Origin of the sequence: Pseudarthrobacter oxydans (assembly GCF_013314975.1) — a bacterium.
Taxonomy (GTDB): domain Bacteria; phylum Actinomycetota; class Actinomycetes; order Actinomycetales; family Micrococcaceae; genus Arthrobacter; species Arthrobacter oxydans.
In genome coordinates this window covers 182,692-202,633 of the sequence record NZ_JABTYH010000003.1, presented here as the reverse complement: position 1 = coordinate 202,633, position 19,942 = coordinate 182,692, and the positions used below count along the sequence as shown (strand labels likewise).

At 67.0% G+C, this 19,942-nt stretch carries 14 protein-coding genes and 1 tRNA gene; 4 read left to right on the top strand and 11 right to left on the bottom strand.

From position 1 onward, the window contains the following. Nucleotides 1-38: 38 nt before the first annotated feature. The 6 genes from HTS88_RS03770 to HTS88_RS03745 form a co-directional block, all read right to left on the bottom strand. On the bottom strand, nucleotides 39-2,774 hold the full coding sequence (locus tag HTS88_RS03770; protein WP_174175606.1) for a LuxR family transcriptional regulator: 2,736 nt from the start codon (nucleotides 2,772-2,774) through the stop codon (nucleotides 39-41). Nucleotides 2,775-2,897: 123 nt separating this feature from the next. Continuing rightward, entirely contained in the window at nucleotides 2,898-3,488 is a 591-nt protein-coding gene (gene pth, locus HTS88_RS03765) for an aminoacyl-tRNA hydrolase (RefSeq protein WP_174175604.1), read from the bottom strand. A 111-nt stretch (nucleotides 3,489-3,599) separates the two neighbouring features. Then, nucleotides 3,600-4,220 (bottom strand): 50S ribosomal protein L25/general stress protein Ctc, encoded by a 621-nt coding sequence (locus HTS88_RS03760; protein WP_174175602.1) that lies wholly within the window; start codon nucleotides 4,218-4,220, stop codon nucleotides 3,600-3,602. A gap of 243 nt (nucleotides 4,221-4,463) precedes the next feature. Continuing rightward, nucleotides 4,464-5,444: a ribose-phosphate diphosphokinase gene (locus HTS88_RS03755; protein WP_104185336.1), complete on the bottom strand. Its 981-nt coding sequence runs from the start codon at nucleotides 5,442-5,444 to the stop codon at nucleotides 4,464-4,466. Beyond that, entirely contained in the window at nucleotides 5,441-6,925 is a 1,485-nt protein-coding gene (glmU, locus tag HTS88_RS03750) for a bifunctional UDP-N-acetylglucosamine diphosphorylase/glucosamine-1-phosphate N-acetyltransferase GlmU (RefSeq protein ID WP_174175600.1), read from the bottom strand. The genes HTS88_RS03755 and glmU overlap by 4 nt, the downstream gene beginning before the upstream one ends. 101 nt (nucleotides 6,926-7,026) lie before the next feature. Beyond that, a tRNA-Gln gene (locus HTS88_RS03745) sits at nucleotides 7,027-7,098 on the bottom strand. Between the two features lie 166 nt (nucleotides 7,099-7,264). Between HTS88_RS03745 and HTS88_RS03740 the strand changes: the two genes are divergently transcribed. Continuing rightward, nucleotides 7,265-7,891, top strand: coding sequence for a TetR family transcriptional regulator (locus HTS88_RS03740; protein WP_174175598.1), 627 nt, complete (start codon nucleotides 7,265-7,267; stop codon nucleotides 7,889-7,891). A gap of 483 nt (nucleotides 7,892-8,374) precedes the next feature. On the opposite strand, the gene HTS88_RS03735 is transcribed toward HTS88_RS03740, so the two are convergent. The 5 genes from HTS88_RS03735 to HTS88_RS03715 all read right to left on the bottom strand — a co-directional run bounded on the left by HTS88_RS03735 (nucleotide 8,375) and on the right by HTS88_RS03715 (nucleotide 14,658). Further along, a complete protein-coding gene (locus HTS88_RS03735) occupies nucleotides 8,375-10,204 on the bottom strand; it encodes an ABC-F family ATP-binding cassette domain-containing protein (RefSeq protein ID WP_174175596.1) in 1,830 nt (609 codons plus the stop codon). Between the two features lie 40 nt (nucleotides 10,205-10,244). Then, nucleotides 10,245-11,207, bottom strand: a complete 963-nt coding sequence (locus HTS88_RS03730; protein WP_174175594.1) for a 4-(cytidine 5'-diphospho)-2-C-methyl-D-erythritol kinase — start codon at nucleotides 11,205-11,207, stop codon at nucleotides 10,245-10,247. Then, the gene (gene rsmA / locus HTS88_RS03725) at nucleotides 11,204-12,073 is read right to left on the bottom strand and encodes a 16S rRNA (adenine(1518)-N(6)/adenine(1519)-N(6))-dimethyltransferase RsmA (protein WP_174175592.1); all 870 of its coding nucleotides are present in this window, start codon (nucleotides 12,071-12,073) and stop codon (nucleotides 11,204-11,206) included. Before rsmA ends, HTS88_RS03730 begins: the two co-directional genes overlap by 4 nt. Nucleotides 12,074-12,293: 220 nt before the next feature. Continuing rightward, on the bottom strand, nucleotides 12,294-13,472 hold the full coding sequence (locus HTS88_RS03720; RefSeq protein WP_174175590.1) for a resuscitation-promoting factor: 1,179 nt from the start codon (nucleotides 13,470-13,472) through the stop codon (nucleotides 12,294-12,296). Between the two features lie 280 nt (nucleotides 13,473-13,752). Then, nucleotides 13,753-14,658 carry a TatD family hydrolase gene (locus tag HTS88_RS03715; RefSeq protein ID WP_174175588.1) on the bottom strand — a complete coding sequence of 302 codons (906 nt, stop codon included), beginning with the start codon at nucleotides 14,656-14,658 and terminating at the stop codon, nucleotides 13,753-13,755. Between the two features lie 163 nt (nucleotides 14,659-14,821). On the opposite strand from HTS88_RS03715, the gene HTS88_RS03710 reads away from it, so the two are divergent. The 3 genes from HTS88_RS03710 to HTS88_RS03700 are packed head-to-tail and all read left to right on the top strand — an operon-like array spanning nucleotide 14,822 to nucleotide 19,920. Then, complete coding sequence (locus HTS88_RS03710) at nucleotides 14,822-15,949, top strand: AAA family ATPase (RefSeq protein WP_174175586.1); 1,128 nt, start codon at nucleotides 14,822-14,824, stop codon at nucleotides 15,947-15,949. 9 nt (nucleotides 15,950-15,958) lie between these two features. Beyond that, nucleotides 15,959-17,401, top strand: coding sequence for a DUF58 domain-containing protein (locus tag HTS88_RS03705; protein ID WP_174175584.1), 1,443 nt, complete (start codon nucleotides 15,959-15,961; stop codon nucleotides 17,399-17,401). After that, entirely contained in the window at nucleotides 17,398-19,920 is a 2,523-nt protein-coding gene (locus tag HTS88_RS03700; protein ID WP_174175582.1) for a transglutaminaseTgpA domain-containing protein, read from the top strand. The genes HTS88_RS03705 and HTS88_RS03700 overlap by 4 nt, the downstream gene beginning before the upstream one ends. Nucleotides 19,921-19,942 lie beyond the last annotated feature (22 nt).

Below are 19,942 nucleotides of genomic sequence, written 5' to 3'. Positions count from 1 at the left end.
CTGTGAGGAAACGCTGCGCGGTGTTGGGCTTGTGCCCGTTAGACGAGTCCAGTCAGATCACCCCTGGAAGTTACGCCGAGTTTGGTGAAGACCTGGTAGAGGTGGCCTTCCACGGTACGGACTGAGACGCCCATCTCCAGGGCGATGTCACGGTTGGAGGCGCCGCGCCCTGCCAGCCGGGCGATCTGGCGTTCCCTGCTGGTCAGCAGCGGGCTTCCGCTGCTGGGCACGATGGGAAGGTTGGCCACGGTGGCGGCCAGGATATCGAGCCGGGCCTGGGCTGTCCGTGCCGTGAGCGAATCGCCGTCCTGGCGTGCGAAATCCACCGCAAGGGCCATGCAGCGTGCTTCCACGGCATCCAGCTCCAGGGTGGCGGCAAGCTCGCCGCCCGCGAGGAGGGTCTTGGCGTCCTTGGTCCTGGTCCCGACGGCGATCAGCCGTGAGATTTCTGCCAGCGGCCCCTGGCGGTGGCCCGCAATCTCCTCCAACAGGCGGAAGTCCGCGTCACTGCCGTTCACGGTGGCCGCGAGAAGGTTGATCCCCGCCAGCGTGAAGCGCCCTGCGTCCATGTCCCTGCGGGCAGACTGCTTGAGCCCGGCAACGGCGTCGGGATCGCCGAGCCAGCGGCCGGCCACGAGGGCGCAGAATTCCGCCATGCTCTCGGCAATGAAGCTGGACTTTCCGGACGTCCTCTGCAGCTTGCCCAGGTATTTGCGTGCCTGCGCAGCGTTGCCGGTCTGGGCATGGGCCAGCGCAATGGCTGCGTACGCGCAGCGCAGGGCCGCCTGGACGGGTTGGAGCTCCAACTGTGCTGCCGCGGAGATCAGGGGGTCCAGGGCAGCGGCGCCACGGCCCGAGTAGACATAGGCGATGCCGGCCGCCAGCTCCGTTGCGGCGCTCCGGAAGGGAAGGCTGTGCGGCTCGTCCGTGGCCTGTGGACCCAGGAGGTCGATGCACCGACGCCACTGCCCCGCGATCAGCAGCACCAGGTAGGCCTCCTTGGTGTACCGCTCGCGCAGGCCAACGATATGGGAGGCATCACTGATCTGGCCCCCCAGCTGCCGCATGACGCTGAGCGCATCCATTTCCCGCCCCGTCATGGCCAGCGCGGTCATCAGCAGGATGGCAGCATTCATGCGGTGCCCGGTATCCGGGTTCAGCGCCGGATCGGAAGCTTTTTCAAGGGCGGGGATGATGGCGGCGTAGTCGCCCACGAAGGCACCGTACTCGAACTCGGTCAGCTCCACCCGGTTCGCCGCCGCAGCAGCAGGCCCGGGCCACCCCGTGCGGTTCGGTGCCTGCTCGAGCCGCTGCCGGGCTTCCGCCAGCAGGTCCGGCACCCTGGCAGCTGCGTCCGGAAGCCACATCATCACGTGTGACTTGGCAGCTATGACGTGGGCGTACTCCTCGACATCGAGCCCGTCCAGCTCCGGCTGCGAGATGTCTTCAAGTGCGGCCATGGCCTGGACGGGCATGTCCAGCTGGAGGTAGGCGGCGGCTTTCTGGCGCTGGCCGGCCACCCATTCCCCATCGGTCCGGCGAAGCATCTCCGCGTAGGTCAGGGCGAACCGTGGATCAAACAGCTGGACCGCGGCGTCGGCAGCCGCGAGTGCCAGGGCGGGACTCAGGTCCGCCTCGCACTCGTGGGTCCAGGCGGCGAAAGCCATCAGTTCCTCAACCGTCATCCCGGCAGGATCGGGTTCCGTGCCGCCCAGGAGCATGCTCCGCAGCTCCCTGCGCCGGGCAATGCTCAACCAGGTGCGAACCACATCCCCAATGTACTTTTCGCGCAGCGACACCCAGCGGTGGTCCGAGGCGTCAATCTCCAGCAATCCGCCGTCTTCCATGTCCGCCACCACGTCGGCCCTGTAGATGGCGGTAAGCCTTGAGAGTTCAACCCGGCGCGCGCAGGACAGCATCTCGATGACTTCCCGCGTTTCGGGCGTCTCCCTGGACCAACGGGACCGGACGATGTCATCGAGGCTGGCCGCGCCATCGAGCACCACTTTGTCCCGCAGCGTCCAGACGGAGTCGGACAGGACGAGGTTCCCGGACAGTTGCTGTTCGGTGACGAGCGCCTTCAGCAGCAGCGGGTTGCCGCCCACCATGTGGTGGTAGGTGCTGACCAGGGAAGCCGAGACCCGGTGGCCCAGGAGGGACAACAGGACCTGGCGGGTCTGCAGCTCGTTGAGGTTGCTGAGCCGGACTTCGGCGAGGCGCCGGTCCGTCAACAGCCAGTGGAAATCCGCCGGCAGGTCGCTGATCTTGGGCGCCACGGCAATGATCTTCGCCGTGCCGGTCAGGAGTACGTTCAGCAGTACCCCCGCGCTCATCTCGTCAATGCTTCCGGAAGTGTCCAGGGTGATCACGCAGGGCCGGCCGGCCGCATCGCTGCGGATCAGGGAGGTGATGCCGCGGAGTATTGCCGTGGGAGAGCCCATGTAGGCCTGCGGCAGCCGGGCCAGGAGGAAGGAAAGGCAGCCGTAAGGCGTGGTGGAACCGGCCGGACCGCTGCGGAGCTGCAGTGACCACACGTCCGGGCCCAGGTCCATGACCGCCGCCCGCGCAAGCGAGGACTTCCCCACGCCGCGGCCACCGGTGATGACCACGCCGAGGGAATCGGCGCTGGTGAGGGCGGTGCGGACAGCTTCGAGGTTTGCGCCGCGGGCAGGGGCAGACCACAGCTGGCCCTCCCGCTTGCCGGAGGCATCCCTGGTCAGCCCAACGTCGTGAGGTGTTGACCCACGTCCCCAGCTGAGTGGCTCGATTGACATGAACTTTTCCCCTACATCCCCGCGATAGCGGGATGTAGCCCCATTGCTCCCCCGCATAGGAAGAAGACTACCCCGGGGCACAGACAACGAGACAGGGCAAAGGGCCTTTAAGTTTTCATGTTGCTAGCGTTCGGACTTTGCGGGGTGGAACTTCTGCTGCGCCGCGGTCAGGCCATCGCGCACGAGGATCTCCACTGCGTCCGCTGCTTCGTCCAGCAGGAAGGGGAGTTCCTTGAGCTCGGCAGTGCCGAAGTCGCGCAGGACATAGTCGGCCGTTTCCATGCGCCCGGGCGGCCGTCCCACGCCTACCCGGACGCGGAGGTAGTCCTTGGTGGCCAGGGCCTTGGAGATGTCCCGCAATCCGTTGTGGCCGCCCTCTCCCCCGCCGATCTTGAGCTTTACCGTATTGAACGGGATGTCGATTTCGTCATGGACTGCCACCACATGGTCAGGGGCGATGCCGTAGAAGTTCGCCAGCGCGGCGGCGGGGCCGCCGGAAACATTCATGTAGGTCATCGGTTTTGCCAGCACTACGCGGGGTCCGCCAATACCCAGGCGTCCTTCGAGCACCTGGGCTCGTGACTTGTGGCTCTTGAAACCGGCACCCATCCGGGCCGCGAGTTCGTCGAGCACCATCTGGCCGACATTGTGCCTGTTGCCTTGGTACTGCGCTCCCGGGTTTCCGAGGCCAATGATGAGCCAGGTATCAGTCATGAATCAATCCTAGGGTGGGGGTTTGCCGCGTCCGGTGCCGGTGAAGGGCAGCGGACATGCGAGTGGCCGGACCCCCACAGGAGTCCGGCCACTGGCGGGGAATGCTGCTGATTACTCGGCTGCTGCTTCCTCGGAGGCTGCAGGAGCCTCTTCGGAGGCGGCTTCGGTGCCCTCGCCGGCTTCTTCCTCGGCGATCTCGACAGCTTCCGAGATGTTCACCACGAGTGCCTCGGCGTCGGTGAGCAGAACGGAGCCCTTCGGCAGCACCAGGTCGGAAGCGTGGATGTGCTCGCCGGCTGCGCGGCCTTCGATGCTGACCTCAACGGCCTCAGGCAGGTGGGTGGCCTCAGCTTCGAGGGACACGACGGTGAGCTCCAGGTTGTGCACGGTGCCGGGCGCGGTTTCACCGGAAACGTGGACGGGAACGTCAACCGTGACCTTTTCGCCCTGGCGGACGGTCAGGAGGTCGATGTGCTCGATGATCTGCTTGATGGGATCGCGCTGGACGTCCTTCACCAGGGCCAGGTGGCCTTCACCGTTGATGTCCAGGGACAGCAGGGCGTTGGCGGTGCGGACTGCCAGGGTGGTTGCCTTTGCCGGCAGGGTGATGTGGATGGGCTCTGCGCCGTGGCCGTAGATGACGGCGGGGATCAGGTTGGCCATCCGGGCGCGGCGGGCGTAGCCCTTGCCGAATTCGGTGCGTACTTCTGCTGCGAGCTTCTGCTCAGACATGGAAATCTCCTTGAAAACTAAACGGTGTTCAGCAAGGGCGGAGGTCTGTCGCGACCTTCAACGCCAGGCGGCCGGAGCCATGCCCATCTTGAAGGGAGATTCAGACCCAGTCGATAACGGAGACCTGCACTCCGGTGACCGCGTAAACGGTGACCGGCGCTCTCCCTCGCCAAGGTATCGCTGACAAGCCTACCAGCGCCGGTCGCGTTTACGGAAAACGGGACCGGCGCTGGTGGGCGTGCCTTAGGCGTTGCCGTCGAAGAGGCTGGTGACCGAACCGTCGTCGAAGACTTCACGAACGGCGCGGGCGATCAAGGGCGCGATGGAGAGCACCGTCAGCTGTGGGAACCGCTGGGATCCGGTGAGCGGAAGGGTGTTGGTGACCACTACCTCGCGGGCGCCGGACTCCGAGAGGCGCTTGGCGGCGGGATCGGAGAAGACCGCGTGGGTGGCCGCGATGATGACGTCCTTTGCCCCGGCGTTCTTCAGCACCTGGACGGCACCGGAAATGGTTCCGCCGGTGTCGATCATGTCGTCGATCAGGACGCAGGTACGGCCCTCGATCTGGCCCACCACCGTCTTGGAAACAGCCTGGTTGGGCACGGTGAGGTCACGCATCTTGTGTACGAACGCGAGCGGCGCGCCGCCCAGCCGCTCTGCCCACTGCTCCGCCACCCGGACGCGTCCGGTGTCCGGGGAGACGACGGTGACGTTCTCGGCGTCCACCCGGGTGCGGATGTAGTCGGCGAGGAGCGGGATAGCCATGAGGTGGTCCACCGGGCCGTCGAAGAAACCCTGGATCTGCGAGGTGTGCAGGTCCACGCTCATGATGCGGTCCGCGCCTGCAGTCTTGTACAGGTCCGCAACCAGCCGGGCCGAAATGGGTTCGCGGCCGCGTCCCTTCTTGTCCTGGCGGGCGTAGGGATAGAACGGCGAGACCACCGTGATGCGCTTGGCGGAGGCGCGCTTCAGCGAGTCGATCATGATCAGCTGTTCCATCAGCCAGTTGTTCAGGGGTGCCGGGTGGGCCTGGATGACAAAGGCATCGGTGCCGCGGACGCTCTCGCCGGCCCGGACGTAGATCTCGCCGTTGGCGAAGTCATACGCGTCCACCGGCAGCAGCTCGGTTCCCAGTTCCTTGGCGATTTCCCGGGCCAGCTCGGGGTGGGCCCGCCCGGTGGCGAGCACCAGCTTCTTTTCGCCGCGCGCCGTAATTTCGCTCATGGTTGGTTGCCCTCTTCTGTAGATGCCGGGGTACTTGAGGAATCTTTGGTGGCTGCCTGGGCCAGTTCAGCGGAGCGGGTTCCGGGGCGGTTCGCCGCCACCCACCCCTCGGTGTTGCGCTGCGCTGCGACGGTCAGCACGAGCGCTCCCGCGGGCACGTCCTTGCGGATCACCGCGCCGGCGCCGCTGTAGGCGCCGTCCCCCACGGTGACCGGGGCAACAAAGACCGTGTTGGAGCCCGTGCGGACGCCCGAGCCGATGATCGTGCGGTGCTTCTTCTCGCCGTCGTAATTTGCCGTGATGTTTCCGCAGCCGATGTTGGTGTCCTCGCCGATTTCGGCGTCACCGGCGTATCCGAGGTGCGACAGCTTGGAGCCGCGGCCGATGGTAACGTTCTTGGTTTCGTAGAAGGCGCCGATCTTGCCGGTCTCACCGAGCACCGTTCCGGGGCGTAGAAAGGTGAAGGGCCCGACGGCGGCCCGGGCGCCGATCACGGCCCCGGAGCCATGGGTGCGGGTCACCGTGGCGCCCTCGCCGATGGTGACGTCCGTCAGGGTGGTATCAGGTCCGACGACGGCGTCCCTCGCCACGGTGGTGGCACCGTGAAGCTGCGTATTGGGGAGGATGCGGACATCCTCGTCCAGCGTCACCGATGAGTCGATCCAGGTGGTGGCGGGATCCACGACCGTGACGCCGGCACGCATCCAGGCCTCGACGGTGCGGCGGTTCAGCTCGGCGCCAAGGGCAGAGAGCTGGACGCGGTCGTTGGCGCCTTCCACCTGCCAGCGGTCGGCAGTGACGACGGCGGCCACCCGGCCGCCCGACTCGCGGGCCAGGCTCAGGACGTCTGTCAGGTACTTCTCGCCCTGTGAATTATCCGTGGTCACGTGGGCCAGGGCGTCGCGGAGGACTGCTGCGTCGAAGGCGTAAATGCCGGAATTGACCTCGCGGATGAGCCGCTCCGCCTCTGAGGAGTCCTTGTGCTCACGGATGCCGGTGACCGTTCCATCCTCCCCGCGGAGGATCCTGCCATAGCCCGTGGCGTCGTCCAGGACGGCCGTCAGCACGGTCACGGCGTTGGCCTCGCGCTCGTGGGTGGCCACGAGTTCAGCAAGCAGCTCACCGGAGAGCAGCGGCACGTCGCCGTAGGTCACCACCACGGTGCCCGTCAGGTGCTGGCCAGCGTCGAGGGCCTGGAGGGCGACTTCCACGGCACGGCCGGTTCCCGGAATGTCGTCCTGGTCCACGATCACGGCCGCCGGATCAACATCCTCGAGGTGGCGGGCCACGAGGTCGCGTTCATGGCGGACCACGATGGCAAGCCGGCGGGGGTTGATGCTGCGGGCCGCCAGCAGTGCATGGCCCACCATGGACCTGCCGCCGATCTCATGCAGGATCTTGGGGGTACGCGACTTCATCCGGGTACCGGCGCCTGCCGCCAGGACGATTACTGCGGCCGGGCCGGTGTTCTCGGGGATCACGTACGGGCTCTCCTTGCTCGGGTTACGCTGGCGCTGACGGTGTCCGGCCGCAATGCGGGCGGCACCGAATGTCATCCTACTGAACGCTCCACGCGCAGCAGTTCCGCCCATAGGATTCGAACCTATACTCCACGGCTCCAAAGGCCGGGGTGCTGCCATTACACCAGAGCGGACCGTGCCGTGGCGCGCGGCCGGGCACAAGTAGTTATTTTGCCACGGGTTCGGGGCGCTGCGCGACACGGGGCGGTCCCGCCGGCCCGGCCCTCCGGTTTCGCGTCCCGCGGTCCGCCCGCCGTCGCGCTGCAGGCTTGCCCGTGACAGGTGGTGCATGATGGAAATGTGAGCAACAACCCTCCGCGGATACGCATGACCGGCCTGCAGCGGCGGAGCCAGCTGATCGACGTCGGACGCGGACTTTTCGCCGCCAGGGGCCTTGACGGGACCACCATCGAGGAAATCGCGGCGTGCGCCGGGGTGTCCAAGCCGGTGATCTATGAGCACTTCGGTTCCAAGGAAGGCCTGTACACCCAGGTGGTGGACCACGAGTTCCGGCTCCTCCTCGACGCCATTAATGCCGCGCTGACCGAGGAGGCAAAACCCAGGGTCCTGGTGGAACGGGCAGCCCTCGCACTGCTGACCTACATCGAGGACCGCACGGAAGGGTTCCGGATCCTGATGCGGGACGCACCGCCGTCGCAGCCTGAGGGTGCCTTTTCCACGCTGCTCTCCCACGTCACCGCCCGCGTAGAGCACATCCTCTCCGACGAATTCTCGCGCCGCGGCCTCAGCGGCGAGGACGGCGCCATGTACGCCCAGATGCTTGTGGGAATGGTGGCCATGACCGGCCAATGGTGGCAGGACAGCCGCCAGCCGGACAAGCACACCGTCGCCGCGCACCTGGTCAACCTCGCCTGGAACGGCCTGACCGGCCTCAAAAGGGACCCGGAACTCATGTCCGAGGGTTAGTTTCCGATCACCTTCGCAAGCTCCCGTGGTCATGTTCGCGGTGCAGGAGACCTTCGCCGTCGCTTAGCGCGTAGGTCCCTTCCCAACGCTCGCAAGCTCGCGTCGGGGCCCTCGGGACGACGCTTACGACGCATAGGTGACGCTACGGTCGCTGGGCGACCTTCGCGCCACGATGCGCCGCGATGCGCAACTACACGAAGGCCCCCTGCACCGCTAGTGCCTAGCGTTCCGTTCGGCACGTCTCCACGCACACGCCGGCTCAACCACCTGCCGAAGGTTCCGGGCGGGTTGCCTGCTCTTCCCGGCACCCAGGTGACACACCCTCGCCGGGGGCGGTCCCTTCGGAAAGGAGCGCATCGCGGCGCATCGGGATGGGAAGCTCGCTCAGCGAGCAAGCAGCCCCTTTGCGACGTGTCTAAGCGACGTCGAAGGGCCGGCTCCGGCACCCAACCAAAGGGCACCTTGCCGTCGCCCAACAGGTGGCTACTCGCCGAGGACTTCCAAAGCCTCAAGCCATTCGAGTTCGAGGGCTTCGCGTTCTCCTGCGAGGTCCTTAAGTTTCTTGTTCTGTTCGGCCAGGGCATCGAAGTCCGACTGCTCGGTGCTCTTGACCATCTGGTCGTGGACTTTCTTTTCCTGCTGTTCGAGCTTGCCCAGCTGCCGCTCGATGCGGTTCTTCGCTTTGCGGGCGTCGCGCTTTTCGGCCTCGGAGGCGCCGGAGGGAGCTGCGGCTGCCGGCGCGGAACCGGCGCTGGTGACGGGGTTGCCGCCGCCGGTCACAGTGGACCCTGCCAGGGCGGACTCACGCAGCTCGAGGTACTGGTCCACGCCGCCCGGCAGTCCGCGGAGCTTTCCGTCGCCGAGGAGCGCCATCTGGTGGTCGGTGACGCGCTCCAGGAGGTAGCGGTCGTGGCTGACCACTACCAGCGTTCCCGGCCAGCCGTCCAGCACGTCCTCGACGGCAGCGAGGGTGTCCGTGTCCAGGTCGTTGGTGGGTTCGTCCAGCATCAGGACGTTGGGCTCCCCCACCAGCAGCCGCAGGAGCTGCAGGCGGCGCCGCTCTCCGCCGGAGAGGTCCTTGACGGGGGTCCACTGCTTCTCATTGGTGAAGCCAAGCTGTTCCACCAGCTGGCCGGCGCTGAACTCCTTGCCGCCAACATTGAAGGAACGCTTTTCGCGCTCGATGACCTCGATGACGCGCAGGTCCGCGACGTCGTCGAGCTCCTTGACCTCCTGGCTGAGGACTGCGGTGACCACGGTTTTGCCCCGCTTGACCTTCCCGGCGTCGGGGGTGATCTCTCCGTTGAGGAGTTTCAGCAGGGTGGTTTTGCCGGCGCCGTTGACGCCCACCAGTCCCAGGCGTTCACCTGGAGCCAGCCGGAGGGTGATGTTGTCAAAGAGCTTCCGCCCGTCCTCGGCGCCCTGGAAGTCAAGGGAGACGTTCTCCAGGTCCAGCACGTCCTTGCCCTGGCGTGCGGTGGCCATCTTGCTGAGGGCCATCGAGTCGCGCGGGGCGGGCACGTCGGCGATGAGGGCGTTGGCGGCCTCGATGCGGAACTTCGGCTTTGCCGTCCGGGCAGGAGCACCGCGGCGGAGCCAGGCCAGCTCCTTCTTGACCAGCTGCTGCCGCTTGCCTTCCATGACCGATGCGGAACGGTCGCGCTCGGCGCGCGCGAGCACGTAGGCGGCGTAGCCGCCTTCGAAGGGGTCGACGATCCCGTCGTGGACTTCCCAGGTTTTGTTACAGACTTCATCGAGGAACCACCGGTCGTGGGTGACCACCAGGAATGCGCCCTGGTTGGCGCGCCACCGGGTCTTCAGGTGCCGGGACAGCCACGCCACACCCTCGACGTCGAGGTGGTTGGTGGGCTCATCGAGCATGATGACGTCGTGGTCCTCGATCAGGAGTTTGGCCAGGGCCACGCGCCGCTTCTGCCCGCCGGAGAGCGCGTGGACGTTTGCGTGCCAGTCGACGTCGGACACGAGCCCGCCCATGACTTCGCGGATCTGGGGATTGCGGGCCCATTCGTAGTCCGCCTGGTCCCCCACGATCGCCGCACCCACCGTCAGGTCGCCGTCGAGCACGTCGCTTTGGTCCAGGTAACCCACGTTGACGTCGCCCCGCTTGGTGACGCGGCCGGAATCCGGGGTGGCACGCAGGGCCAGCAGGCGCATCAAGGTGGACTTGCCGTCACCGTTGCGGCCCACCATGCCGATCCTGTCACCCTCCTCGAGTCCCAGGGTGATGCCGTCCAGGACGGTGCGTGTTGCGTAGGAGACCGTCAGGTTCTCGCCGCCAAGAAGGTGTGCCACAAGGAACTGCTTTCTGCTGCTGAGGGAGGGACTGTAAGACTTAGAGGTGGGTGTCGGAGATGATGCGCGCGCCCGGCACCGGGCCGTGGACGGCGAGGGCTGTCAGTCCGTAATGCCGCAGGTCGGCGGCCAGGCCTTCCGCCGCCACTGAGTCATCGGCCAGGAGGGCCACGGTGGGCCCCGATCCCGAGACAATCCCCGCGATGGCTCCGTGCGATTCCCCGATACCCAGCGTATCGCGCAGGGCGGGCGCCAGTTCAATGGATGCCCGCTGGAGGTCGTTGACCAGGACCCGGCCCAGCGCTTCGGCGTCTCCGCCGCGAAGGGCGGTGAGGATCTTGGGATCAACCCCGGTGGGTTCGGCCGCCTGGATGCCGCCGGCTTCCCTCATGCGGTCCAGGGTCCTGTAAACCTCGGGAGTGGGAAGTCCGTAATCTGCCGTGACAAGGACCCAGTGGGTCTGCGCCTTCGCCAACGCCGGTGAGAGTTCGTCGCCCACCCCCAGCCCTACCGCCGTCCCGCCCAGGAGGGAAAACGGGACATCGGCGCCCAGTTCCGCGGCAAGGTGCGCGAGTTCTTCCCGCGACAGGCCGCTGTTCCACAGTGCGTCGCACGCCAGGAGGGTTGCCGCAGCATCAGCCGACCCGCCACCCATGCCGCCGGCCACGGGGACCCGCTTGGTGATCTCCAGGTGGACCCCGGTAGGGCGTTCGGAAACGTCCGCCATGATGGCTGCGGCCTTGTAGGCAAGGTTGTTTCCGTCCAGGGGAATGTCGGCGGCATCAAGGTCAACGGTGCTGGCCCGGTTCAGGCTGACGGTGATCCCGGGCGCCTCGGTGCTGGTGGCCGCGACCTCCTCGTAGAGGGACACGGCGAGGTACACGCTTGCGACGGAGTGGTAGCCGTCGGGGCGGAGCGGTCCTACCTCGAGGGAAACGTTGACTTTGCCGGGGGCTTTGACGCGGACGGTCCTGGCGGCGAACCGGCCTGGCAGGGCGTTCATGCCAACGCCTGCTTGGCTTCTGCGATTCTGGCGAAGGCGTGGATGTCTATGACCTCACCCCTGGCAGTGGGGTCGACGCCGGCAGCAACCAGGCAGCGCTCCGCTTCCGGTGCGCCGCCCGCCCACCCGGCAAGGGCAGCCCTCAGGGTCTTGCGGCGCTGGGCGAAGGCGGCGTCCACCACGGCGAAGACCTGTTCACGGGTTGCGGTGGTGGCGGGAGGCTCGCGGCGGGTAAACGCCACCAGCCCGGAGTGGATCTTCGGCGCAGGCCAGAAGACGTTCATTCCAATGACGCCGGCTTTGCGCATCTGGCTGTACCAGGCGGCTTTGACGGACGGCACCCCGTAGGTTTTGGATCCGGGGCCTGCGGCGAGCCGGTCAGCCACCTCGTCCTGGACCATCACCAGCCCGTGCTGAAGGCTGGGGAAATGCTGCAGCAGGTGGAGCACCACCGGGACCGCGACGTTGTAGGGCAGGTTGGCCACCAGCGCGGTGGGCTGTACGGGGAGCTCCGTGACTTTCATGGCATCGGCGTGCACCAGGTGGAAGCGGGCTGCAGCGGACGGCCGCCACTGGTCGACCGTTGCCGGGAGCTTGGCGGCCAGCACGGGGTCGATTTCCACTGCCACCACGGATGCGGCGGCATCGAGCAGTCCCAAGGTCAGGGATCCCAGCCCCGGGCCCACTTCCAGCACCGTCTCGTCCGGTCCGATGTCCGCGGCGGCCACGATCCTGCGGATGGTGTTTCCGTCAATCACAAAGTTCTGGCCGAGGGTCTTGGTGGGGCGGATTCCGATTTCCTCCGCGAGCCGGCGTATGTCGGATGCACCAAAGAGCGGTGCGGGCGCGGGGATTGGTTCAGTCACCTAGGTATCCTATCCCGCGCCGTGCACACCGCCCCGCACGGAAGGAGCAGGGGAGAAACAGGAAGAAGCCGCGATGCAGAGGTGGAGAAAGCGGGCGGAACAGGGGCCAGGGAACCAGCCGCGGCGGACGGCCGGGCTCAAGGACCGGTTAAAAGGCTGCGGCCGGGCACGGAGGTCCGTGCCCGGCCGCAGCGCCCTGACGGGCACGCAATCGTGGAGGTCAGCTGGTGGCAGCCCAGCCGCAGCCCCATGGCTGAAGGCCGCGCTGCGCGTACACGCGGTTGGCAATGTCGATCTGCTGGGCCTTGGTGGCAAGGCTGGCGTTGGGAGCGTAGGCCCCGCCGCCGGCGCCGATCCAGGTCCGGATGTCGAACTGGAGGCCGCCGTAATAGCCGTTGCCGGAGTTGATGCTCCAGTTTCCGGTGGACTCGCACTGGGCGATCTTGTCCCACATGGCTTCATTCATCATGGCCGGAGCAGCGGCACCGGTGTTGGCGCCTGCAGCGGGAGCACTTGCTGCGGGGGCAGCCTGGGCAACGGGCTTCGGTTTGGTGCCGACGGTGACCTTCTCAGGCACGGGCTGGACAGCTACTGTTTCCGACACCAGGGTGCGCGAGGCTTCCCGGCCATCCACCAGCACGAGCTTGTAGGTCTTCTCGAGCTTTCCGGCGGCACCCTTCTGGGTAACTTCCTTCTCACCCTTGAGCAGCTCGCCGCTTTCGCTCGTGACGGTCTCGAACGGTACGTCCTCGGTGGCGACGGCGGTCTGGCCGGTGTCAACGCGCGACACCTTGATCACCATGTTGTTGACCACATGGGCGTTGACCGGCTGCGAGGAGCGGTCGTTGGCACCCAGCACCAGGCCGGCGTCTTCAAGGACCTTGCCCACCGTGGCCGCCGTGGTGGTTGCGGTGTCCACCTTGCCGTCCGCAACAAGGCTGACGGTCTTGGGGGTGGAGATCGAGACGTAGGAACCGGCGACGGAAAGCTGGGCGTCCTTGGGGGCGGAAACCGACGAAGCGCTGGCGACGCCGAGTTCAGTTACCAGTCCGGCGACGTCCTGGGCGGTGGTATTGACCGTCTTCTCGGAACCGTCGAGGCTGACCTTGACTTCCTTCGCCTTGTTGACGTTGATCACGGTGCCGTTCTGGACCGAGGCATCAACCGACGGCGACACGCGGTCGGCAGGGTTCAGCTCCAGGTTGGCGCTCTTGACCACCTGCCCCACGGTTCCGCCGAACGTCTGCACGGACGAGACCTTGCCGTCGACGTTGAGCGTGATGGTTTTGTTATTGCCCACGAAGGCTACGAGGCCCACCACGAGCGCGCAGAGCACCAGAAGCTGGGCACCAACCTTGACGAAGCTGAACTTGCCGTCCGATGTGAAGAACTTGCTCACGTTTGCCCGTAACTTTAGGTCCTTCCGGGCACGGGGAAATCGCGCAATAAAAGGCCCGGCACCGCCTGAAGATGGCAGTCCGGGCACCGTTGCGCCGCCACACTCCGCACAACCGGCACGCGGGACAAAGCCCGGCAATCCTGCTGCGGAAAGAAGTGAAATTACCCGTTGGCCTTCCCCGACCCCGGCTAATAAATGTCCACTGTAACCGTAGCGTTATAAAGCCGCCAAGAATTATGCATACCTGGTATTCATAATGTAACGCCGGGAAATCGGTCCCTCAGTCCCAGCTTCCGTATGCCCGCACGGTATTGTCGGCGATTCCGGCGCACAGCCCGGCCAGGTCAGTTCCTGTCAATTCGGCCATGGCCCGGACCGTGTAAGGGACCATGTAGCTGGCATTTGGCCGGCCCCGGTGCGGGTGCGGGGTAAGGAACGGCGCATCGGTTTCCACCAGGACCAGGTTGGGATCCGCAACAGCGAGCGCAGCACGCAGGTTGGCGGCGTTGCGGAAGGTCAGGGTTCCGGCAAAGGACATCCACCAGCCCTCCTGGTTGCAGGTTCTTGCCAGATCCTCATCGCCGGAGAAACAGTGGAAGACCACGCGTGCAGGGGCGCCTTCTTCCCGGAGCACCTGGACGACGTCGTCGTGCGCGTCCCGGTCGTGGATCTGGAGCGTCAGGTCGAGGCGTTTGGCGATGTCGATATGGCGGCGGAAGGAGTGCCGCTGGTGCGCCAGGCCTTCTCCTTCGGTGCGGTAGTAGTCCAGGCCGGTCTCGCCGATGGCCCGGATCCGCGGGTGGGCGGCCAGCTGTTCAATTTCCGCCAGCGCCTCTTCCAACTGGCCGCGGGCGGCGTAGCGGGGAGCGTCGTTGGGGTGCAACGCCACCGCCCCCAACAGCCGGCGGTCCAGGTCAACCGCTTGGACGGTGAACCGTGATGACTCAAGGTCGCAGCCCACCTGCACCGCACCTTGGACGCCCACGGCGGCAGCGGCATCAAGCGCCGCCGATATCCCAACGGGAGCCTTGCCATCCGGGAAGTCCAGGTGTGTGTGGTTATCCATCACGGGTACGGGCAGGGGCTCGGGAGCGGGCGGGAAGGCCTTTGGCCGGGAACTGCGCGGCTCCTGGGCGTCATCGGTGCCAGGGTCCTGATAAGCGGCAGGAGGAAGCGAGGTGCACATCCATCCAGCCTAGCCGCGGACCCTTCCCCATTTTTGTCGGAACTCTCTGTCAGCTGCGGCAGTTGTGTTAGTAGTCTGGTAGGAACACATGCGAACGCCCACCGACGGGCGACGGCAGGCTTGTTGTCCCGTCCAGGTAGAACCCCGGGCTGAAAGGTTGCCGATGGAATCCCACCGACGCACTGCCAACGATGTGAGCGCTGCGAACCGCACCCTGGCGGGGCTCGCTGATCCCGTCAGCCACCTGAACGGGCACCGCCCGGCCGCCATGGACGCGGAAGGTTTCCACGCGGCAACGCAGCGCATCCTCTCGTCTGTCAATACCGTCATCGATGGGAAATCCGACGCCGCCAGGCTGGCACTGACCGTCCTGCTGGCCCAGGGGCATCTGCTCCTCGAAGATGTGCCCGGAGTGGGGAAAACACTCCTCGCGAAGACCCTGGCCCGCACCATCGACTGCACCGTCAACCGGATCCAGTTCACCCCCGACCTGCTGCCGTCGGATGTGACGGGTGTGTCCATCTACAACCAGTCCTCCCGCCTGTTCGAGTTCCGGCCGGGGGCGGTCTTTGCCAACATTGTCATTGGCGACGAAATCAACAGGGCCTCCGCCAAGACACAGTCAGCGCTGCTCGAATGCATGGAAGAGCACCAGGTCACGGTTGACGGCACCTCGTACCGGCTCGACGAGCCGTTCATGGTGGTGGCCACCCAGAACCCCATCGAAATGGAAGGGACCTATCCGTTGCCGGAGGCGCAACGGGACCGGTTCATGGCCCGGATCTCCATGGGGTACCCGGACAAGGACGCCGAGATTGAGATGCTCGAGACGCATCAGGCCACCTCGCCCCTGACCAGGGTCTCCGCGGTGGTCACCTCGGCGGAGGTGGCCGCCATGATCACCACGGTGCAGCAGGTTTACGTGTCCAAGGCCGTCAAGGAATACACCGTGTCGCTGGGTAGGGCCACCAGGGAAAGTCCACTGCTCCGGCTTGGCGCCAGCCCACGCTCCCTGCTGCAGCTGCTCCGGGCGGCGAAAGCCACCGCCGCCCTGGACGCCCGGGACTTCGTCCTGCCGGACGACGTCGTCCACGTGGCCGAAGCTGTCCTGGCGCACCGCATCATCCTGGACCGCAAGGCTGCCGGGTCCGGGGAAACCCCGCACAGCGTACTGAGGGGCATCCTGTCCCGCCTGCCGGTCACTTCGGAGGGCGCCGGAACCGGCACAAGGAATGCGGCACCTGCCGGCAGGACAGCGGCCCCGGTCACCGGGCTGAGCAGGAACCAGTAGGGGAAACCCATGGCGCTGTCGGACAGGGTGCCGCGGCACCTCTTCACCCAACGCGGTTGGGGAATGATCGCCGCCGGCGGGGTTGCAGTGGGCGCCGCCTACGTCATGGGCCGCAGGGACCTGCTGACGCTGGCAGTACTGCTGATTGTCCTCCCCCTGGTTTCCCTTGCCGGGATCCGGCTGGTCAAGCCCCGGTTCCGGGTGTACCGCGAGTTCACTCCGTCGCCCGTGGAAACGTCGGCGCCCACAACCGTGCGGCTCGCAGTGGCACGGACGGGCAGCGGAAGCGGAAGCGCCACCATGGAGGAGCGGCTGCCCGCCCGTTTCGGCGAGTCGCCGGCTTTCCGGTTCCCCTCCCGTTCAGCCACCGGGGGCACCAGCCGGTATGAATACCACCTCCGTTCGGCCCAGCGCGGCCAGTTCCTCATCGGCCCGGTGACCGCCGAATTCACGGATCCGTTTGGCCTGTCGCTGCACAGGCAGGCAATAGACGACGGCGACATCCTCACCGTGACGCCCGCCGCCGTCGTCCTTCCCCTCACCGGACTGGCCGGCGCGCGCGGCAATGACGGCGTGACCGCCACCAGGATCCGAGCCAACCCCAGCGATGACGACGTGATGACCCGCGAGTACCGCCACGGCGACCCGATGCGGCGGGTGCACTGGGCTGCCACCGCACGCCACGGCGACCTCATGGTGCGCCAGGAGGAATCCGTCACCACACCTGAGGCCACGGTCATCATGGACCACCGGTACGGTGCGTTTAATGGAGGTTCCGGCGGGCCGGCGGGGCAGGCAGGCCCGGACGGGCACCCCTTGGCCACCAGCGGAACCTTCGAATGGTCGGTCGTGGCAGTCATGTCCATCAGCGCACACCTGGCGGAACGGAACTACGCGCTGCGCCTGCTCGACACCGGCGGCGGACCCGCCTTCCTGCGTTCGCCGTCGGCCCCCGAGCCTGAGGTGGAGGAGTACAGCGGCGCAGCCGGGCTCCAGTCCATCGCCGAAAGCCTGGCAGCCATCCAGCTGACCGGGTCCCACCACCCCCACCGTGACAACGCCCTCCAGCACTGGGCGGGCCGGGTCGGTGCAGCCGGCGAGCGCACTGCCCTCGACGCGGGACCTGAGGCCTTCGATGACCTGCTCATGGACAAACTTTCCGCACACCGCATGAGGGGTCCGGTGATCGCGGTCCTTGGAACACTCTCGCGGATGGAGGCCCTCGCCCTTGCCCCTGCCGCGGGCTACGCCACGAATGCCTTCGCCGTCATCGTGACGGAAAAGCCCGGCGAGTCAGCGGAGGTTTTGGAAGTGCTGCGGCAGGGAGGGTGGCGGGCGGTGGCCGTTGCGCCCGCCGTGTCCGTGGCATCGGCCTGGAGCCAGTTCGACCAAGACGTGGCAGTGCCCGCTCCCTCGGCCGAGGTCCGCCGCGGAACCGGAGCCGCGCGGTGACCGCGGCCCCAACGCGCAGTCCGGGAGCCAGCAGGCAGTCCGGACGCAGGCCGGAGCAGGCCGCCGCACGGCACCGGGTGGGCGCCTACCCCTGGGCCATGGCCGGCGCCATCGCCGTTGCCGTCTCCGGTGCCGCGCTTTCGCTGAACGGGGTGCTCCGCGGCTGGGGCTGGTACTGGCCCGTCCTGACCACCGTCGTGGTGGTCAGCCTCACGCTGGCTGCCCTGCGGTCCGTACGCGCCCAGCCCCTCCTGGTGACGGCCGGTGGATTCATCTCCCTGGGCGCCATCCTGACACTGACGTTCTTCCGCAGCTCCAGCCTGGCCGGGTTCATCCCTACCGCCGGAACCCTCGTTGAGCTGAACCGCCTCATCCGGAGGGCCAGCGAAACCGTCCTTTCAGAGACGGCTCCCGTGGCGCCGAATGTGGGCATCGTCATGGTCATTTGCGCTGTGCTGGGCCTGGCGGTGATCCTGGTGGACGCCCTCGCGGTGCCGCTCGGCATTCCCGCTGCGTCCGGGGTGGGGCTGCTGGCCATCCTGGTGGTGCCGGCAATGATCAAGCCGCAAAGCGTGGGTTTCTGGGGCTTCGCCTTCACGGTGGCGGGATACCTGGCGGTCCTCGCCTGCAGCCAGTATTTCGCCCCCAGTGCCCGGTTCCAGACTGATTCCGCCCGCAGCCCGGGCCAGGTGAAGCGTGCCGTGCTTACGGGATCTGTTGCCCTGGCCGCCACACTGGTGGTGCCCATGGCCATTCCCGGCTTTGACCAGGGAACGTTTCCGCAAGGTTCCCGGCTCAACCCGTGGGGCACCTCCACCGGCCTTAACCCCATGATCACGCTGGGCAACAGCCTGCGGACACCTGACGGCAGCGGCCGGATCACCTACGCCACGAACGCCTCCACCCCGCTGTACCTGCGCTCCGTCACCGTTGACCATTTCGATGGCGACTCCTGGGGGCCGGACGACCGTGACGCCTCCCGGCTGCCCCTGGGCGGGCGCATCGATCCCGGCTACACAGTCCTGGCGGACGAGCAGCAGCGGCTGGTCACAGCCATCGACGCCGGCAGCTTCACCAGCCCCTATCTCCCTGCCCCGTATGCCCCGGAATCGGTCCGCGGACTCAGCGGGCGGTGGACCTGGGACCCGGCCACCCTCAGCATCAAAGGTTCGGACACCACCACGTCCCGGCGGCAGGAGTACCTGGTCACGTCCACCGCCCCCCGGCTGACGGCAGGGCTCCTGGCACAGTCCTCGGCCGCCGTCCAGGGCATCCCGGAGGATTTCACCAGGATTCCCGGCAACGTTCCGGACATTGTCCGCAGCACCGCCGATACCGTGGCGGGGACAGGCACCCCGTACGCGAAGGCCATGGCCATCCAGAAATACCTCCGTTCGGCAGAGTTCACCTATTCCCTGCAGTCTCCGGTGCAGGGCGGCTATGACGGCAACGGGCTGTCGGTCCTGGCCGACTTCCTTGAGCAAAAGAGCGGATACTGCATCCACTACGCGTCCGCGATGGCTGTGATGGCGAGGCTTGAGGGTATCCCCAGCCGCATCGCGGTGGGCTACGCACCGGGCAGGCTTACCGGCGCCACGGTTTCGGTGGCAGGCCAGGGAGCACTGCCGGAGTATGAGGTGGATGCGCGCGATGCCCACGCCTGGCCGGAGCTCTACTTCCAGGGCCTGGGCTGGGTGCCTTTCGAACCCACCCCGTCCCGCGGCGTGGTTCCCGACTACGCCACGGAATCCTCCACCGCTGCCGCCCCTGACGCGCTTGACAACAATGATGACCTGCTTCCCGATGCCACCCCCGCACCCACGCCCGCGCCGAGCGCCACTGCGCTGCCCGCACCCGGCGGCGGCGGAAGTGCCGATCCGGGCGTCCAGCTCCTGCCGTGGCTCCTGGTCGCATGCAGCGTCCTGGGGCTGGCACTCCTGATGGCCGCGCCCCGGCTCATCAGGGCAGGCATGAGGGCCAGGCGGCTGAGGCCCCAGGACCCCGCTAACGCGGTGCCCCTGGGCTGGCGTGAACTGCTGGACCTCGGCACCGACTTTGGCCTTCCCCCCGGATCCAGCGAAACGCCCCGCGCGTATTCAGCGCGGCTGCGCGGCGCGCTGCTGGGGGATCCCGATGGCCTGGACCGGGCGGCGCACCAGGCCGTCGCCGCACTCACGGCAGGCTTCGAACGCCACAGCTATGGCCGCCCGTCCGGCGCTGACCCGGAGGCAGCGGCCGACGGCGGACAGCCCGGTCCGGCCCGCGGAACCGGCGGCGCCGTGGCTGCGCAGATTGCGGCCGTGGAATCGTCCCTGCAGGCCAATGCTGGCTTGCCCAGGCGGCTTCAGGCGGCGTGGATCCCACCGTCCGTGATGGGACGGCTGGGCCGGCTGCTTGCCGCACCTTTCCTGGCCACAGGGCACTTCCTGCGCAGGACGGCAAAAGCCGCCGCACGCTCCCGTCCTGGTCATTCCAGGCAGGGAGCGGGCGACGGCGTTCGGCGGCACAGCGGCGGCTGACCGGCCGCTTTGCCTGATCCGG

Coding starts and splice junctions, on each gene's coding strand:
- HTS88_RS03730 (WP_174175594.1), bottom strand. CDS start 11,207: ATGAACGCCCTGCCAGGCCGGTTCGCCGCCAGGACCGTCCGCGTCAAA.
- HTS88_RS03760 (WP_174175602.1), bottom strand. CDS start 4,220: ATGTCTGAGCAGAAGCTCGCAGCAGAAGTACGCACCGAATTCGGCAAG.
- HTS88_RS03755 (WP_104185336.1), bottom strand. CDS start 5,444: ATGAGCGAAATTACGGCGCGCGGCGAAAAGAAGCTGGTGCTCGCCACC.
- HTS88_RS03705 (WP_174175584.1), top strand. CDS start 15,959: ATGGCGCTGTCGGACAGGGTGCCGCGGCACCTCTTCACCCAACGCGGT.
- HTS88_RS03710 (WP_174175586.1), top strand. CDS start 14,822: ATGGAATCCCACCGACGCACTGCCAACGATGTGAGCGCTGCGAACCGC.
- HTS88_RS03770 (WP_174175606.1), bottom strand. CDS start 2,774: ATGTCAATCGAGCCACTCAGCTGGGGACGTGGGTCAACACCTCACGAC.
- HTS88_RS03715 (WP_174175588.1), bottom strand. CDS start 14,658: ATGTGCACCTCGCTTCCTCCTGCCGCTTATCAGGACCCTGGCACCGAT.
- pth (WP_174175604.1), bottom strand. CDS start 3,488: ATGACTGATACCTGGCTCATCATTGGCCTCGGAAACCCGGGAGCGCAG.